This is a genomic window from Rhodohalobacter sp. (assembly GCF_034521535.1).
In the GTDB taxonomy this organism is placed as follows: Bacteria; Bacteroidota; Rhodothermia; order Balneolales; family Balneolaceae; genus Rhodohalobacter.
Genome location: NZ_JAXHMF010000009.1, coordinates 1 through 17,684 on the forward strand (window position 1 = coordinate 1; position 17,684 = coordinate 17,684).

Here is a 17,684-nt window from a genome sequence, read left to right on the forward strand (position 1 = left end):
CAAAGCTAATCCTTAATTTTACTATAGTCATCATCATTATGGGCATATCATCAGGTTCCGTTTCAGCTCAATCCACACTTGACAACTACATTACCTCTTTTGATTATGAGGCCAGAAAAGAGATGAAGGTGAGCAGTGAAGACATTGTGAACTTACTTATATCCGGCGACGCCATTCTTCTTGATATCCGGTTTGAAGAGGAGCAACAATCGTGGGCGATGCCTTATGCCATAGCAATGCCATTGCCGGAAATTCCCGATCGTATTGAGGAATTAGATAAAAGTAAAACCATTGTGGCGGCATGTCCGCATAAAGACCGGGCTATCATTGCGATGATGTATCTGAAAAGCAAAGGTTTTGATGCAAAATATTTAAATGAAGGACTGCTTGGGCTGGCTGAACATTTGAGAGGTGACCGGGCCCGTGAGTTTATTAAAGAATTAGACAATAAGTAGTACAGATCATAAATCGTAGTTCAATCGGGGGAATAGGTTCTCAGCAGTAATACAACCGCATAAGCTACCTTCACCTGTTTTGATTTAGCTTTTTGGGTCATATACCGCCCTCCCGGTTGTGATCCTATACTGATGACCTGAGTTCGGTTTTAAAATTATGATAAAAGATGCTGAGGCTGTCCAAAAAGTAAATCGAGGTACGAACAAGCTTAAATAATTTAGACATTAAATCCCTCTCTATTATTTAGAGAGGGAGATAGGGTGAGTCCGGAAGAAATAACTAAATTATTTAAGCGGTGCCGGAGGGATTGTGCCTTTTTGGACAGCCTCACTTTTGGAGCATAAAATCAATGATCAAATTGAAACAGACTGAGCAAGGTGTAAACTATACTCTATTCAGCGCCTCTAGTTACATGGCCGTACTTTAGAAGACCTACAAATATTGTTCCACCCAGAATGTTACCTATTGTTGCCATTATCAGGAACAACAAGTAATCCATAAACCCTATCTCAGTAGAGGTAAACAGCCCAAATAGTACTTCGACGTTACCCGCGATCGAGTGCGGCAGATGCAGTATTCCGATTGTTGCGGTAATAATCCAGATGATAAAGATCCGGCTAATTGTTTCCTGTGCCGCCGTAACAAGCCATGCCAGCAACCCCATTAACCATCCGGCAAATATCCCTGCAATCAAAAGCCAGTGAAGAGGGTTGGTTACAAGTTTCAATCCAATCGTTTCAAACGCTTCAGGTGCTACCACTCCCAGTCCCGGCATCAAAAGCACGGCCAGGCCCGTGAAAGCTAAACCTCCAACAATATTGCCGAGGTAGACAATACCCCAGAGCTTTAATAGCTGTTTAACAGACGCCTGACCATCAATTACCGGCATAACTGCAAGAGTTGTATGCTCAGTAAAAAGCTCGGAACGCCCCAGGATAACTAAGATGAAACCGACAGAATAAGCGGTTGCAAGTAGAATTTCCGTAGTCAATTCTCCGAAACCACTTGCCGACAGAGTCAGGAACACCCCCATCAGTAACGGTCCGAAACCAATATCCAGGCCGGCAGAAAAACTGGACATCGACAGGCCTACATAATCCCTATTAAGCTCGTTATTAGCTTTCTCAATAATTGATTGCAAGACTTCTGTCGTAGGCTTCATATCTATTTAAGTATTTTTTTTGATAAGATACTTTTTAACCTGCGAAAAACCGATTCTTCCCGACTACTAAAAAAATAGATCCTGTTTTAATGAATAACTCTATATCAATAGCGTCCTAAACAATAAATAAGATTTAGTCTATTGCCCCGGTCTTCAGGCCGGGGACTAAATTGATGTCATTGGAAAAGGGCTTCAGCCCTAATAAGCAACCCTGTGAAGGGCTAAAGCCCTGATTTTAAGAGACTCTTCGTTCCCCGCCCTAAAGGACGGGGCAATAGAGGATTGATTATCAAAACATAGATAAACTTTTCCTGAACAGTCAGAATCAGCATTTGTTGCTGATTTCAGAGTCGTTTTGGACACTATTAACTCTATATATATCCTTTTTTTTGTTTTTATCTCTCAAGCATAAATCGTGATATTTACAGTTTAATACTATTTACAAATAGATCATGAAGTCTACTTGATAATATTATTACACACATTTTACCTCGAACAGATTGCAAAATTCATATTCCTATTATGCAATTACTTCGTATATCATTTTGAAGGCAATCAGCAGTAATACAACCGCATAAGCTACCTTCACATGTTTTGATTTAGCTTTTTGGGTCATATACCGCCCTCCCAATTGTGATCCAATGATTACGGCAATAACCACAATTACAGTCAGCTCCCAATTCATTTCACCACTGGCTGTGTGGCCCAAATAGCCCGATGCCGAGGAAAATGTGACTACCATGGCTGTGGTGGCTGCGGCTTCCTTGGTTTTGTAGCCCATCATCATCAGAATTGGCGCCACGATAAAACCGCCGCCAAGACCTAACATTCCGCCCGTAAAACCGGCAAATGACCCTACGAAAAAACCAATAATACTTCGTTTCTTCAAAGACATCATTTTTTGAGGCTCAGGTAATCTGGAAGCCCACAGTGTCCGTAAAGCAGCAGCAAGAACCATTGCCGCAAACAAAATTTTCAGGGTCTGAACGGGTACGTATTCGCTGGTCATTGCCCCCAATGGCGCTGCAATAAGAGCAGTAACAGCCATCACGGCTCCGCCTTTCCAGTCTACCATTTTTTTTCGGGCAAAAGGAATCAGCACCAGGGCTGTATTCAACCCGTTCAGTAACAAACCCAGAGGGATGGCTACTTTAACCATGTCAAAACCTGCCCAATTAAGTACCGGCACGTATACCATGCCACCGCCTAACCCCAGCATGGCAAATACAAAAGAAGCAATGGCAATAATGAAAAAAACGATGGTATATAGCATGTTTTATTATTTACAGAACTGTGTTCAAGTATTAGGCGCAGTTGCGCAGTATATTAAAGCAGATTCATTGAGTTGTCTTAAATGTTTCATGCAGGGAGTGAAGGTATGGAATCAATAATTCCAAAGTTTTCTAATCCCATCAATAGTAAAAAAATAATAGGTAAAATAGGATAAGTACCACCATTTCTCTTTTATAGATCTTACCGGTAAACGTATACGCTAAGGATAAGTCGTAATACTCTTCTCTTTCAAAGTCTCATTCGAAAAAATGATCTCGAAGAACTGACCTCGTTATCAATGATATAATCATGGTGCTTGAATTTCGGGGTTACTTTAGCCAACATCAGGTAAGCTTTAAATTGGCAATAGGATTGAATGAAGTGAAAATGTTTTCCCTATGTTGGACCAATCCAAAATAAAAAAGCCGTAAAGTTATATAATTTATATTTTTACGGCTTTAATGTTGTACGCCCGGAAGAAAGCAAAATTCTTCACTCTGTTGCGTTTAAATACACTTTATTGATCATTAGGCGTAGATTTTAGTTTTCCTTTAAGTGGGTAAACAGAAGGGAAATGAAAGTTTTGTTTGCCGGAAATTATTAAATCATTTAAACCTGTGGAGGATTGCCTTTCTAATAAACATCAATGGTGATGCCCTCCTTCACCTTTACGCATCTCTGATAACACAAAAAAAGCTCCTTTGGTAACTACCTGACTTTCTTCAGTTATTTCTTCAAGCAGACGAATTTCGGCATAACCTTCTTCAATCGTTCCGGTCATTACGGGTACGGCTTTTAAATGGGTTCCATGATGTTCCTGCTCCCCGGAGTCCGATGCCTGCTCAATATCAGCGTGCTCTTCTTCTTCAACAATAAAGATATAAGACTGCCCTCCATCTGAAACAACTGCTTGTTCCGGTAGCGAAAGAACCGTTTCATTGTCGGTTACGATCATCGCTTCCACGTACATGCCCGGTAGCAGGTTGGATTGTTTTTCCATCAGATGAGCGTGCACGCGTACGGCTTTGGGGTTTTGTTCAAACGCTTTTCCAACTGCAAAGATCTCACCTTCATATAAATCAGAAGTGGGCTGATTGGCATACCTGAAATAAAGCTTTTGACCTTCCTTTACCCGGTGCAGATCTTTTTCATAAACCATCAGATCGATATGCAGCTCGCTATTGTCCACTACCTCAAACATATGCTTTCCGGGCGTGATGTAGCTTCCTGTATTGACTTCTACTACACGAACAAACCCATCCAGCGGAGAACGAACAGGCACGGAAGAGCTGATGTCTCCTTCCAGAACCTTTTGAGGATTCAGTCCAAGCAGTTCGAGCTTGGATCGTAAGCCTGAAATTCGGGCTTCATTTGAGCGGTAGCGTGAGGCGCTTTCCTGGAATTCCCGCTGAGAACCTACGCCTTCATCCAGCAGCCTTTTCTTGCGCTCATAATCCTGCTTCAGGTAATCACGTTGTTCGCTGGCTTCGATGAATTCTTGTTGCATGGTGATAATGCCCGGATCTTCAATAATGGCAAGCACATCCCCGGCCTCTACGCGATCTCCTTCGATCACATTGATATTCGAAACCTGTCCGGCTACCAGCGCACTGATGGTTCCTTTATTCTGTGGGGGAAGTTCGAGCATCCCGTTGGCTTTTACCGTGTTCTTAAGTGGCAGATACGAAAACCCGCCGATCTCAATGCCTACAGCTTCCATTTGCTGCTCGCTGAGTTCAACCGAAAGAGTGTTCTCTGAGTGCTCTTCCTCTTCAGCATGATCTTCATCGTGGGCAGGTTCTCCTCCGCCACAGGCAGATAGGAACAATAATCCAAAGAGGCTAAATACAAGGGTAATGTAGTTGAATGATTTCATGAGGGTGTTTTTTAGATATTTGAAATTCGTTTTTATTGTCCGTTCAGGTATTGCCATTCGGCAACTTGTTGCAGGTATTCAAGCAGTACCTGCTGGTAATTTTGTTTGATTTCGGAGGCCTCATCCAGATAGTTTACATACGTTACATAGTTGATCTCGCCACCTTCGAAACTTTTTTGTGCCGTCTTCATCAGCTCTTCGGCTAAGTCATTCTGCTGGTTTTGGTAGAATTCCACCTGGACTTTAAGCTGCTTTAATTCAGACCGAAGCTGATCGGTGCGGGATTGCAGCTCAAACCGGTAATCCTGAACCTCCATCGACAGGGCCTTTGATTCCAGCCTTGCCGCTTTCGACCGCTGATGCTGCGCGGTAAACCACAATGGGATTTTCAATCCAACATGGAAGCCATAGAATCCATCGGTTCCGGCCACTTCCTGCCATTTATATTGCAGGTTGAGGTCGGGAAGCCACTGCGAGCGCTGAAGGCCCAGTTCGGCTTCAGCTACTTCTGATTGCTCTTGCAGATAACTAAGTCCGGGATTTGCATTTGGACTACTTCCATTCATACCGTTGAGGAATTCCTGAGCAAGCTGTTCCAGTGAGGCTTCTTCCACCTGAATCGAATCAGCGGCATAGGTCCATCTGCGAAGTTCTGAGTAATACTGTCCCAGGTTCGATTCGGCCTTCATTCGTTCGGCCTCTATATTCTGGAAGCGGGACCGTGCACCGGTCAGTTCCAGTTTTCCGGCTTCCCCGGTTTCGTATCTGAGCTGTGCAGCCTCAATGAATTGCTGATAAATGTCACTCAGCTCATTCAGTATTTGGACTTGTTGATGCCCGAAGGCAACTTGGTAATAGGCCTTTCGAACTCTTTTAATGAGCTCAGCTTTGGTCAGGTTCAGTCCGGCTTTTTGCAGGTCAACCTCGGCATTACCCACCTTGCGCTGATTGATAAACTCGGTGGGAAACGGAAGTTCCTGGCTGATGCCAAAGGATTCCACCCCAATATTTTGATCCGGATCAAATTCGCTTCGGGAGTAGAAGAATTCGGTATCACCGATATCAATCCGGGAGCGACTGAGGGCTCGCTGACTTCGAACCCGCTCAGAGGCCGCATGTATATTCAGATTGTTTTGCAGCGCCGATTCAATGGCTTCATCCAGCGTGAGTTGTGAATCCGATTGTGCAAATGCATTCGTATTGGCTCCAAGCATCAAACCGATACACAAAATTACGGGTGCGGCTATTTTGGGAGACCTGAAACTCCAGGTGGTCTTCTCGTCAAAGATGCGATATAAAACCGGAAGTACCACTAAAGTCAGCAGGGTAGCCGATATAAGTCCTCCAATGACTACCGTAGCCAGCGGGCGCTGGACTTCCGCTCCGGCTGAGGTTGATAACGCCATAGGCAGAAAGCCGAGCGCATCTGTGATTGCGGTCAAAAGTACAGGCCGCAATCGTTGCCGTGTTCCTTGCAGAATTCGTTGATCAATATCTGTCACGCCATCCTCCTTGAGTTGTTTAAAAAAGCTGATGAGTATAATTCCATTGAGCACCGCGATCCCGAACAGGGCAATGAAACCGACGCCTGCAGAAATACTGAACGGAATGCCACGAATCCACAACGCAAATACACCGCCAATAGCTGCCAGCGGAATAGCAGTAAATACCATCAGGGTTTCTTTGACCGAGCTAAAGGTGAAATACAGCAGCAGGAAAATGAGACCAAGCGCAATGGGCACCGCAATCGAAAGCCGGTCTTTGGCCCGTTGCAGGTTTTCAAAAGCCCCGCCATAAGTAATGTAATAGCCGGGCGGGAGCGCAAGATTGGCTTCCAGCTCCGTGCGTATTTCATTCACCAGCGACTCCACATCACGATCACGTACATTCACCCCGACTACAATTCTGCGGCGGGTGTCATCCCGGGAAATCTGTGCGGGTCCTTCCTGATAGCCAATTTTTGCTATCTGCTCCAGCGGAACCTGCTCTCCATTCGGCAAGCTGATGTACAAGTCTTTCAAATGCTGAATGTCTTTTCTGAAAGGTTCTTGTAATCGTACAACCAGATCAAATCGCCGTTCGCCTTCAAACACAACACCGGTTTTGCCACCGGAGAATGCAGTTTGAATTGCCTGGTTTACATCTTCGATGGCCAGACCATACTGAGCAATCTTATTTCGCTCATATTCCACCACCATTTGGGGAAGACCGGTAATTTGCTCCACGTTAATATCGGCTGCCCCTTGAATGCCGCCAATGATTCCGGCCGCTTCATTCCCTTGCTCAAACAACACATCCAGATCATCCCCATAGATCTTTATGGCGACATCGGATCGCACGCCGGTCATGAGTTCATTAAAACGCATTTCGATGGGTTGAGAAAATGCAAAACTCACGCCGGGCACCACGCTCATGGCTTCCTGCATTTTCTGGCCCAGTTCTTCTTTGGTTTCCGCTTTGGTCCAGTTCTCCTTGTCGTGAAGGATAATAATGATGTCCGACATCTCCATCGACATGGGGTCGTTGGGCACTTCCCCTGTTCCGATTCTGGATACTACTTGCTTTACCTCATCCGGAAATTCGTTTACGAGAATGCTCTCCAGGCGCGTGTTAGTCTCAATGGTTTGGGAAAGGGAGGTTCCCGGCTTTACAAGAGGGTGAATGGCGAAATCGCCTTCATCCAGCTGGGGAATGAATTCACCGCCCATCCTCAAAAACAGAATGAGTGCTGCAATGAATAAGGCTCCCGCAACGCCCAGCACCAGTGACTTACGGCGAAGCGCAAATCGTATGGTCGGCTCATACATGCGGTTAAAGAAGTTCATGATTTTTGCGGAAACTCCATTTTGTTGCTTCAGATCTCCTTTAAGCAGCACCGATGAGATCATCGGCACGTACGTAAGGCAAAGGATCATCGCGCCAAGCATCGCAAAACCAAAAGTCAGTGCCATCGGAGTAAACATCTTGCCTTCAATGCCGGTCAGCGATAGAATAGGAATGAATACAATCAGGATGATGATCTGCCCGAAATATGGCCGAGCGCATCATCCGGCTGGAAGATTGGATCGTCAGTTCATCTACCTTCGCTGCTCGTTCAGCTCCGGTCAGTTTGTTCAGCACATTGGATTTTGAAGTGAGCTGATACAAGGTAAATTCAACGATGATCACAGCCCCGTCAATGATGATCCCGAAGTCGATGGCTCCGAGGCTCATCAGGTTGGCTGAGACTCCGAACAGGTTCATCATTCCTAAAGCAAATAACATGGAAAGCGGGATCACCGATGCCACGATCAAGCCGGACCGGAAATTTCCGATCAGCAGCACCAATACAAAAATCACGATCAGTCCGCCGAGGATCAGGTTTTCCGAAACAGTAGCGGTCGTTTCACTGATAAGTTCACTTCGATCCAGAAACGGGACAATCTTCACACCTTCGGGCAGTGACTGCTCTACCTGCGCAATGCGTTCTTTAATCTGCTCGATTACTTCGGCGGTATTTTCTCCTTTCAGCATCAGGAGCTGTCCGCCTACTTTTTCGCCTTCACCATTGGCAGTAATAGCCCCGTACCGCACGGCGTGACCGAATTGTACCTCAGCTACATCGCCTATAGTAACCGGAATGTTGTTTTCGGTTTTGATCACTGTTTCTCGGATGTCATCGAGAGAGCGAACCTGTCCCTGTCCGCGAATGAAATAGGTTTCCGAACCTTTTTCGATGTAACTGCCGCCGGTGTTTTCATTGTTGCTTTCCAGGGCTTCATAAACCTCTGTCAGCGTGATATTCATGCTCCGTAGCCTTTCCGGATTGACGGCCACTTCGTACTGCTTCAGAAAACCGCCCCAGCTGTTGATCTCAACCACACCCTGAATCCCGGACAATTGTCGCCGCACGATCCAGTCCTGAATAGAGCGCAATTCCATGGCATCATACTGATCGGCATATTCCGGTTCCACATCCAGAATGTACTGGTAGATCTCCCCAAGGCCGGTAGTGATAGGGGCCATCTCAGGCGTACCCATTTCGGCGGGTATTTCTTTTTCTGCTTTCTTCAGCTGTTCTGAGACCAGTTGCCGGGGAGATAGGTTCCCATGTCTTCTTCAAAGACAATGGTCACAATGGAAAGTCCCAGTTTAGACACCGACCGCATTTCCACCACACCGGGAAGGTTAGCCATGGCCAATTCCACCGGAAAGGTGATAAACTGTTCGACCTCCTGCGTTGCTAAATTTGGCGAAGTTGTGATAACCCGCACCTGGTTATTGGTGATATCCGGTACGGCATCGATGGAAACCTGCGTAAGTGAATAGGTACCCCATGCGGCCAAAGCGATCGTAAGCAGCCCTATAATGAGCTTGTTCCGCACAGAGTAGCGAATGATATTATTAATCATATCCGAGTGATATAGAAATTTTGTGATAAATGAATGAAATGAATCAGGCGTACGAATCCCTGAAATCAATTTTTATAGAAGAGAAGGACAGATAAAACTCTGCCAAGAGAAGGGTATTAAATAAGGAGGCGGGTAATCCGGAGTTCTTGATAGACAGCCGGAGGGGGTAAAGAGTACTCCTGAAGGGTAACAGGACGGAGAAATCGTTCAGAATGAAAGTTGGATTCAATCCCTTCATTATCATAACTCAGCGGAAGGTTGAAATCGGCTTCCTGCTTTTTGAAGGTCAGCGCCAGATCATCAAAACAACAGGAGTTGTGAAAGGAATGAGCATCATTCTCTTCATCCATCAGATGAAACCCTTCGGCATCTTCATGGTGATCAACCACCAATTCAAAACAACCTTCATCGGCATTAAATACGGAATAGATGGAATGGGAGTCCGCAAAACCCAATATATTAACCGGAAGCACAATAGCCATTAGCAGCCATGACAGGATGAAGCCTCCTGTGGTGAGCCAGTTAATTCTATTTATATGAGAGCGGATAAAATTCATTACACCTTAAGTTAAGTAAATTTCAGAACTCATTTTCATGAATATGTGGTGCTTTGCTTATTAATATTATGACAGCGGAATCAAAAGAGAGGGCAAGGTATGATTTTGGGAGTTGGCTATAGTGGAGCTGAGAAGAACAAATAGGTGTTCCCAACCGGGGTGTGCTAAGATTAAAACTTCAATTACGCAATAGAGCGCATTTAAGTGAAAATGTTTGCCGTATGTTGGCCGGTCTTAAAAACACAAAAGCCATAAGATATTGTAAGTAAATATCTTATGGCTTGGTGTTAGTACGTCTATGTACGCCCGGAAGGATTCGAACCCTCAACCTTCTGATCCGAAGTCAGACGCTCTATCCAGTTGAGCTACGGGCGCATTTGTTATATCAGTAAATAAATAAATCGTTGTTCATTTCCAGATCAAATCTTTCTGATCTGAAGTCATCCCGACAGCCGTCGTGACAATTGAGCCCACTTGCCAAAGCTTCAGCGTAGGCAGGCTACGGGCGCATCAAAAATTATTACTTAAATAAACCGATTCTGCTTATTGAGCGAAGGGTTTATTCTCAAATTTTCAAGAATTAAAAGTTAACCGTTTTTATACTTCGATACAACCATACCGGGATAGTTTTTCTCTTTCACGCTCTTAATCCATATTGTATTATAAACAGCATGGAATAACCTCTTTATCATCGATATTTTTCACAATCCTATTTAAAACGTAATCATGAAAAAGGAATCCTTCATCATCAAAGCTTCCAATGATATGGATCTGTACTGCCTGCAATGGCAGCCTGACGGTCCACCTATTGGCGCAGTTCAAATCGTACACGGCATGGCGGAACACGTTGATCGGTTTCATGAATTTGCCAGATTTTTAACCGATCAAGGATTTACAGTTATCGGTCATGACCATCCAGGACATGGTAAATCAAGAAACGACAGGCTTGGGATCGTACCGTCAGAAGACGCGTTTCACACACTTGTAGACGAAACCCATCGGGTCTACTTTACTATCAAGCAGAAATATCCGGAGTTGCCCGTATTTATCTTCGGACACAGCATGGGCTCTTTCATCACCCAGCGAATGATGCAGCTTCAGCCGGTTCAACCCGATGGTATCATCTATTCCGGGAGTAACGGCAAACCACCCTTACTGCTTCATTTCGGGATCTTTTTATCAAAAATACTAAGTCGAACCATGGGACCGGATAAGAAGAGTCCGCTCATAGACTTTCTGACGTTCGGCAAGTACAATAAAGCTTTTAAACCAAATCGTACTGATTTTGACTGGCTGACCCGTGATGAGGAGATCGTCGATCAATATGTAAAAGATCCGGATTGCGGTTTTATTTATCCGGTAGGATTTTACCGTGATCTTTTTCTCGGATTAAGAACACTTCACCGGCATGAACCATTTTCAGGATATAGCAAATCAGTACCCATGCTTCTGGTGTCTGGTGATCAGGATCCGGTTTCTGATATGGGTAAAGGGGTTCAACAGCTCAAATCGTTGTTGGAAAAATCAGGAGCTGAGTCTGTGGATATAAATATTTACCCGGGAGGCCGTCACGAAATGGTTCATGAAATTAATCGGGAGGAAGTGATGGATGATATTCTTTCATGGATACAAAATCATCTAAAACGATAGTTTCATCGTCTTTCAATTACCCATAAATCATCTTTTGAAACGCACCTTAAATTAGGATAACGTCACCCGGGCAGGTTCGATATCGGAATAATCAGTAAAAAATTTACGGAATCGGATCGTAAGGCACCATTCCGATACTGCTTTTCTCAGCTCGGTCAAACTCAGCTTCCGTTGGCCGGGTAGTCATAACCGGTTTTGACAGATTTTGAACAACCTTTTCTGTCATTGACCCCAGGAACAGATGGGCAAACCCACTGTGTCCGTGAGTAGCCATCACAACCAGATCTGAGTTTTTATCTGCATATTTTTCAATTTCATAATGAACAGAGTATCCGGCAATGACGACCGTTTTCAAGGGTATGAATTTCTCTGAATCTGCGGTGCCCGCTTTCAAACTATCCAGAAATGACTTGTCACTTCTTTCTAACTTTATACCTTCTGGTTTCCGGTCCTGCAGATAATAATCCAGCCGGCTCATTAACTGTTCGTATATTTTCTCTTTCTGATGAGTCTCGGGGTTAAAATCAGAATCCTCGGTCACTCCCCCGTGCAGTTCCATCACGTAGAAAAGTGACACTTCCGCACCGAATGCGTGAGCCAGTGCTACGGCGTGTGGCAGTGAGCTTAATGAGAGTTGTGATGAATCAGTTGGTAGCAATATGCGTTTGACATCTCCCGCTGTGGTCCCCTTATCTATGGCCAGAACGGGCACTTTGGAATTTCTGAGTGTTCGCAGTGTGGTTGAACCTCTTTTCAAAAAAGATTCATCTTCACCTTTAGAGCCCATCACAATGAGATCATACTCTTCATCATTTGCATAATGAATAATTGAATCGGAAGCTTTTCTATTCTTCCCGATATGTATTTTACCTCGAATAGGATCTTCGATCTCCTCCAGTACCGAATTTAATTTTCTTTCTGTCTCTTGGACGATATCCGGAATCACATTCTCATCCGGATCTACGGCTACCGGTATTTTTTTCAATGTTTCCCTCAGATATTCACCGCTTGGCAGAACATGCATCAAATCTATTTTTCCGGCAAACTTATGAGCTAACTGCTTTGCTATTGCATATGCAGCCTCAGCTCCGCTTGAAAAATCTGTGGGCACCAAAATTTTTCTATACTTTTCCATACTACTCCAACACGCTGTTTATATCGTATTAACCGTTACACTTTATCATCTATCGCAATGTCGATGAGCTCTATAACATTTTCGTAAGCTTCGTCAACTGTCTCCCCTTCAGCACTCAACTCCTTACCCTTACTGTTTTTTACGGTAACTTTTACTCCGTCCCATTTATCGCTTCTTTTAGCTGATATGACTGTAAATCCACGATATCCCTCATCTTTCAGGCGATTTACTCGTTCCTGAAGTACCGATTCTGAATTACCATTCATCATGTTATTCATATCTCCTCCTGTTTGATTTTACAGCAAGTCTACTCACAAAAAAACGATTTATCCTTCAAAATCATATACAAATTTGACTGAATACTTACTAAGGGATTTCCTTATACCTATTTCAAAGTAACATTAGTGGGTGAAAACAACCTGATAGAATTCACCCAGGTGATATTTAGTTTAACATTAAATTAATTTTGACGGGAATCCAACACTAATTATATTTAATTCAACATTAAACAATTATATATCAATTTAACAATTCAGCATAACAATGAGTACAGAAACTTTAACAAAATGGACAATCGATACGGCTCACTCTGAAATAACTTTCAAGGTGAGGCATTTGGTGATATCAACCGTTACCGGAAAGTTTAAAGAATTTGACACTTCACTTGAGTCTGACAATGAAGACTTTGAAGATGCGCAGATCACCTTTGAAGCTTCAATCAACAGTATCGAAACCGGCAACGAAGATCGTGACAAACATCTCAAATCGGACGATTTCTTTAATGCAGCTGAATATCCAAAGATGATATTTGAGTCTACTTCCTTTAAGAAAACCGGCGACGGCGAGTACAAATTAATTGGCGACCTCACAATCCGCGACAACACCAGAAAGGTTGAACTGGATGCGGAGTATGGCGGAACCGTGGTTGACCCTTATGGAAATACCAAAGCAGGATTTGAAGTAACAGGCAAGATCAATCGAAAAAAGTTTGGGTTGACCTGGAGCGCGGTAACTGAAGCCGGAAGCGTAGTGGTTTCAGATGAGGTAAAACTGAACCTGAATGTTCAGTTCACCAAAAGCTAAAATCCCATATTTAGTGGTTAGATCAGCCGCCATGCCCAAAAAGGTGGGAATGAAGGATAACTTTTTGGGTTCTGAAATTTTAATCATCAAAATCTCTTTCTTTTGAAAGATTCTTTATTGCCACGGAAGCACGGAAGCAATCACCTCCCCTGCCTACTCCCGATACCGAGATTTCGGAATGGGATCCGGAAGGCAGACGGAGGTTTTTGAATACTTTTCCCTCGTCACGGTGCTCTGCTCCGGAACGACAAGAAAGCAGCTCAGCTGCAAAAAACATCTATGCATACACCGTCTCTGTTCCATTTATGGTCTGTCTTCCCGACCGAAAACCCCGACTTCTTTTTTTTCTGTCGGGTTTGCAGTGGAAGGATCTCCAAAAAATAATTGATATTCTATAGAAAAGTTTGTGTACACACTGCACCTTCTAAGGGGGAACTCCTTTGGCAATAATTGATTTTCAAAAGCTCCTTAAAACAGAAAAGGCGTGAGTTGTGCACCCACGCCTTTAAAATATTCAGAAAGTGTTTTCTGATTAATATCGGTACTGATCAGACTTGTAAGGTCCTTTGATTGGAACTCCGATATATTCAGACTGTTCTTCAGTCAATGTCTCAAGCTCTACACCAATCTTGGACAGATGCAGACGAGCCACTTTCTCATCCAGCGATTTGGGCAGCACGTGTACTCCCGGCTCAAATTCTTCCGGACGGTTCCAAAGTGCAATCTGAGCAAGTGTTTGGTTGGTAAAACTGTTACTCATCACAAATGAAGGATGACCGGTTGCATTACCGAGATTCATCAATCTTCCCTGGGATAGCAGCACTACTTGCTTGCCGCTGTCATTCATTGTGAAGATATCAACCTGTGGTTTGATGTTCTCTTCTTTCGCATTTTCTTTCAACCATGCAACGTCGATTTCATTGTCGAAGTGACCGATGTTACCAACGATCGCCTTGTCTTTCATTTTTTTGAAGTGACGCTCTTTGATGATATCCTTGTTTCCGGTAGCCGTTACAAAAATATCGCCCTCTTCAACGGCGTTGTCCATGGTTTTTACTTCAAAACCGTCCATTGCAGCCTGAAGCGCGCAAATTGGATCAATTTCGGTAACAATTACTCGGGCTCCTGCGCCTTGCATGGAAGCGGAAGTACCTTTACCCACATCACCATAACCTGCAACAACAGCCACTTTCCCGGCCATCATCACATCTGTGGCGCGACGAATGGCATCTGCGGCAGATTCACGGCAACCATATTTATTATCAAACTTCGATTTGGTTACAGAGTCGTTCACATTAATTGCGGGCAGTGTAAGCGTGCCTTTTCGTTCACGCTCGATCAGACGAAGAATGCCGGTAGTGGTTTCTTCAGAAATTCCGTTGATGCCGTCAATCAATTCAGGATAGCGATCCAAAACCATGTTGGTGAGGTCACCGCCATCATCCAGAATCATATTCAGGGGCTGTCCGTCGGGAAAATGCAGGGTTTGTTCAATAGCCCAGTCAAACTCTTCTTCCGTCATTCCCTTCCATGCGTACACAGGAACTCCGGCTTCGGCCATGGCGGCTGCTGCGTGATCCTGCGTAGAATAGATGTTGCATGATGACCATGTTACATCGGCACCCAGTTCGATCAGCGTTTCAATGAGAACAGCGGTTTGGATCGTCATGTGAAGGCAGCCTGCAATGCGGGCTCCTTTCAGTGGCTGTTCATCTTTATACTCTTCGCGCAGGGCCATCAATCCGGGCATTTCTGCTTCTGCAAGATCAATTTCCTGCCGCCCGTAATGAGCCAATGAAATATCTTTTACTTTATAAGGTAACTTTTCTACTTGTTGCTCCATGTTGTTCATTTGTTTGTATTTAAAAGTCTTTGCTGATCTCTAAACAGCATTTTTCTGATGATTGTTCAGCTGTTCACTAAAAATATTCCTGAATCAGCTTTTTCGTTTTATTGTAGTCGCCTTCACGGCCATATGATCCCATTTCAATCGAAATAAGATTACCATCGGGATCTACAAAAACCTTGAATGGAATGCCCTGACCTCCGAGTTTAGTAAACACTCCTGTCTCGTCGTAAAGCCAGTTAAAATCATAGTCATGCTCTGCTGCAAATTTCCTTGCATCTTCAGGACCTTCATTTAATCCAACCGTAACGGCAAGTACTTCAAACTGATCGGGGTACTCTTCCCGCAGCTCGTCCATGGTTGGAAAAACCTGCAGGCATGGTCCGCACCACGATTCCCAAAAATCGATTAAGACCAATTTTCCTTCAAAATCCTTAATGCTAACCTGATTACCGTCTAAGTCGGTAAACACAGCATTTTCTACAATCGCTTCATTTGAGGAGTCATCCGAACTTCCGCAAGCGGTAAAGGAAGCAAACAGGATTGCTATAAAAATCAGTTTTATAAAAGTGTTAAAAGTCATAGATGTAGATTTTTTGAAGCACTGCTTCAGGTTCATTCAATTAAGAAAGCTGTTTTTGTCAAGCCTGAAATATAATGATTATCTGTCAAAATATTTGCCGGCTACACAAATCAGTAAAGATGTTATTACTGTTTAATTTATCAGAATAACCTAACGTGAGTCTCGATCTAACAATTCTTATATTTTCTACGTTTATAAACTGATAAAATTTTCCCATGATATTTGACTTTACAATAGTAGGTGCAGGAATTGTTGGCCTCTCAACCGCTTACAAACTCTCCCTTTCTTACCCCGATGCCAAAATTCTGGTTCTTGAAAAAGAAGATCGGGTAGCCCCCCATCAAACCGGTCATAATTCGGGTGTGATTCACTCCGGTATATACTATAAACCGGGAAGCTACAAAGCCAGGAACTGTGTGGACGGAAGGCACCAGTTGGTTCAATTTTGCGAGGAGAATGATGTAGCTTACGAAATCTGCGGAAAAATTATTGTCGCTTCTGAAGAGTCAGAAATCCCGAGTTTGCATGCAATTTATGAGAGAGGTCTTCAGAATGAGATCGAGGGAATCAAGGTTATCGACAAGGATGAGATGCTGGAGATTGAACCTTACGTGAGCGGAGTAAAAGCCATTCATGTTCCCTGCACCGGAATTGTAGATTTTGTTGGCATGTGCCGAAAGCTTGCAGATAAAGTTACAGAGAGTGGAAATCAGGTAAAACTTAACAGCCGTGTAGAAAACGTATCAAGAAAAAACGGTACTCTTAATGTCCAAACCTCTTCCGGCAGATACCAAACCCATTATTTGATAAATTGCGCCGGACTTCACTCAGATCGGGTGGCTCGTTCGACCGGGGTTCAGAGTCCGATTAAAATCGTCCCGTTTCGCGGTGAGTACTATGAACTCACACCTGACGCAGAACATAAAGTAAAAGGGTTGATCTACCCGTTGCCCAATCCTGAGTTTCCTTTTCTCGGTGTTCACTTTACCAAAATGGTGCTTGGCGGTGTGGAGTGTGGACCCAACGCGGTATTTGCATTCAAACGTGAAGGCTACACAAAAGGCTCATTCGATTTTCAGGACACCATTGACGTTGCGAACTTCCCGGGATTCTGGAAACTTGCATCACAGCACTGGAAGATGGGGCTGGATGAAATGTACAGATCCTATTCAAAACGCGGATTTCTCAAAAATCTTCAAAAACTGATTCCCTCTATTGAACTTCAGGATTTGACCGGTTCTCCGTCCGGCGTTCGGGCCATGGCGCTCAAACCCAACGGTGATATCCTGGATGATTTCTACTTCGAAACAACCGATCGCGAAGTGCACGTCCTGAATGCTCCGAGCCCGGCAGCAACAGCGGGATTGTCCATCGGAGATGAGATCGTGAAAAAAGTGCAGGAAAATTTTGAGCTGGTTTGATACCTGTTATCTTTCAGACATCAGATAATTGAAGTATGTTTCCCCTCCTGTGTAAGGAGGGGATTGAGGGGTGGTTGAAAGCCGGATTTTTTCTCACATTTTCCAAAAAATAGATTCAAACAAGTATATATTTTATAGTCTTACCAACAGTAGCTGATTTTCATAATCCATATCGTTTTAAAGACTGAAAAGCTACCTCCCCTTGCCCCTCCTTACACAGGAGGGGATAGCAATAATTACACTTGATTCCAA

Annotated in this window: 15 protein-coding genes and 1 tRNA gene; 4 read left to right on the top strand and 12 right to left on the bottom strand. The window is 43.9% G+C overall.

The genetic code is table 11. The features are described from left to right. Positions 1-455, top strand: a 455-nt coding sequence (locus U5K35_RS17775) for a rhodanese-like domain-containing protein (RefSeq protein ID WP_322572865.1), incomplete at its 5' end; no start/stop codon positions are given. A gap of 392 nt (positions 456-847) precedes the next feature. Here U5K35_RS17775 and U5K35_RS17780 read toward each other — a convergent pair. From U5K35_RS17780 to U5K35_RS17815, 8 genes are all read right to left on the bottom strand, one after another. Then, positions 848-1,618 carry a formate/nitrite transporter family protein gene (locus U5K35_RS17780; RefSeq protein ID WP_322572866.1) on the bottom strand — a complete coding sequence of 257 codons (771 nt, stop codon included), beginning with the start codon at positions 1,616-1,618 and terminating at the stop codon, positions 848-850. Positions 1,619-2,138: 520 nt separating this feature from the next. Next, entirely contained in the window at positions 2,139-2,891 is a 753-nt protein-coding gene (locus tag U5K35_RS17785) for a sulfite exporter TauE/SafE family protein (RefSeq protein WP_322572867.1), read from the bottom strand. 642 nt (positions 2,892-3,533) lie between these two features. After that, positions 3,534-4,766: an efflux RND transporter periplasmic adaptor subunit gene (locus U5K35_RS17790; protein WP_322572868.1), complete on the bottom strand. Its 1,233-nt coding sequence runs from the start codon at positions 4,764-4,766 to the stop codon at positions 3,534-3,536. Positions 4,767-4,798: 32 nt separating this feature from the next. Then, positions 4,799-7,786, bottom strand: coding sequence for a CusA/CzcA family heavy metal efflux RND transporter (locus U5K35_RS17795; RefSeq protein ID WP_322572968.1), 2,988 nt, complete (start codon positions 7,784-7,786; stop codon positions 4,799-4,801). Next, complete coding sequence (locus tag U5K35_RS17800) at positions 7,737-8,786, bottom strand: efflux RND transporter permease subunit (RefSeq protein WP_322572869.1); 1,050 nt, start codon at positions 8,784-8,786, stop codon at positions 7,737-7,739. Before U5K35_RS17800 ends, U5K35_RS17795 begins: the two co-directional genes overlap by 50 nt. A gap of 29 nt (positions 8,787-8,815) precedes the next feature. After that, entirely contained in the window at positions 8,816-9,157 is a 342-nt protein-coding gene (locus U5K35_RS17805; RefSeq protein WP_322572870.1) for an efflux RND transporter permease subunit, read from the bottom strand. A gap of 116 nt (positions 9,158-9,273) precedes the next feature. Beyond that, positions 9,274-9,714, bottom strand: a complete 441-nt coding sequence (locus tag U5K35_RS17810) for a hypothetical protein (RefSeq protein WP_322572871.1) — start codon at positions 9,712-9,714, stop codon at positions 9,274-9,276. Between the two features lie 301 nt (positions 9,715-10,015). Continuing rightward, positions 10,016-10,089 (bottom strand) — tRNA-Arg (locus tag U5K35_RS17815). A 351-nt stretch (positions 10,090-10,440) separates the two neighbouring features. On the opposite strand from U5K35_RS17815, the gene U5K35_RS17820 reads away from it, so the two are divergent. Then, complete coding sequence (locus U5K35_RS17820; RefSeq protein ID WP_322572872.1) at positions 10,441-11,364, top strand: alpha/beta hydrolase; 924 nt, start codon at positions 10,441-10,443, stop codon at positions 11,362-11,364. A 103-nt stretch (positions 11,365-11,467) separates the two neighbouring features. On the opposite strand, the gene U5K35_RS17825 is transcribed toward U5K35_RS17820, so the two are convergent. Then, positions 11,468-12,499: a universal stress protein gene (locus U5K35_RS17825; RefSeq protein WP_322572873.1), complete on the bottom strand. Its 1,032-nt coding sequence runs from the start codon at positions 12,497-12,499 to the stop codon at positions 11,468-11,470. Positions 12,500-12,534: 35 nt separating this feature from the next. After that, positions 12,535-12,777, bottom strand: a complete 243-nt coding sequence (locus U5K35_RS17830) for a hypothetical protein (RefSeq protein WP_322572874.1) — start codon at positions 12,775-12,777, stop codon at positions 12,535-12,537. A gap of 265 nt (positions 12,778-13,042) precedes the next feature. Here U5K35_RS17830 and U5K35_RS17835 point away from each other — a divergent pair, with 265 nt between their 5' ends. Further along, a complete protein-coding gene (locus tag U5K35_RS17835; protein WP_322572875.1) occupies positions 13,043-13,582 on the top strand; it encodes a YceI family protein in 540 nt (179 codons plus the stop codon). 532 nt (positions 13,583-14,114) lie between these two features. Here the strand turns inward: U5K35_RS17835 and ahcY are convergent. Beyond that, complete coding sequence (gene ahcY, locus U5K35_RS17840) at positions 14,115-15,425, bottom strand: adenosylhomocysteinase (RefSeq protein ID WP_322572876.1); 1,311 nt, start codon at positions 15,423-15,425, stop codon at positions 14,115-14,117. Positions 15,426-15,501: 76 nt separating this feature from the next. Further along, positions 15,502-16,011, bottom strand: coding sequence for a TlpA disulfide reductase family protein (locus U5K35_RS17845; protein WP_322572877.1), 510 nt, complete (start codon positions 16,009-16,011; stop codon positions 15,502-15,504). Positions 16,012-16,229: 218 nt separating this feature from the next. Here U5K35_RS17845 and lhgO point away from each other — a divergent pair, with 218 nt between their 5' ends. Then, positions 16,230-17,432: an L-2-hydroxyglutarate oxidase gene (lhgO, locus tag U5K35_RS17850; RefSeq protein WP_416221670.1), complete on the top strand. Its 1,203-nt coding sequence runs from the start codon at positions 16,230-16,232 to the stop codon at positions 17,430-17,432. Positions 17,433-17,684 lie beyond the last annotated feature (252 nt).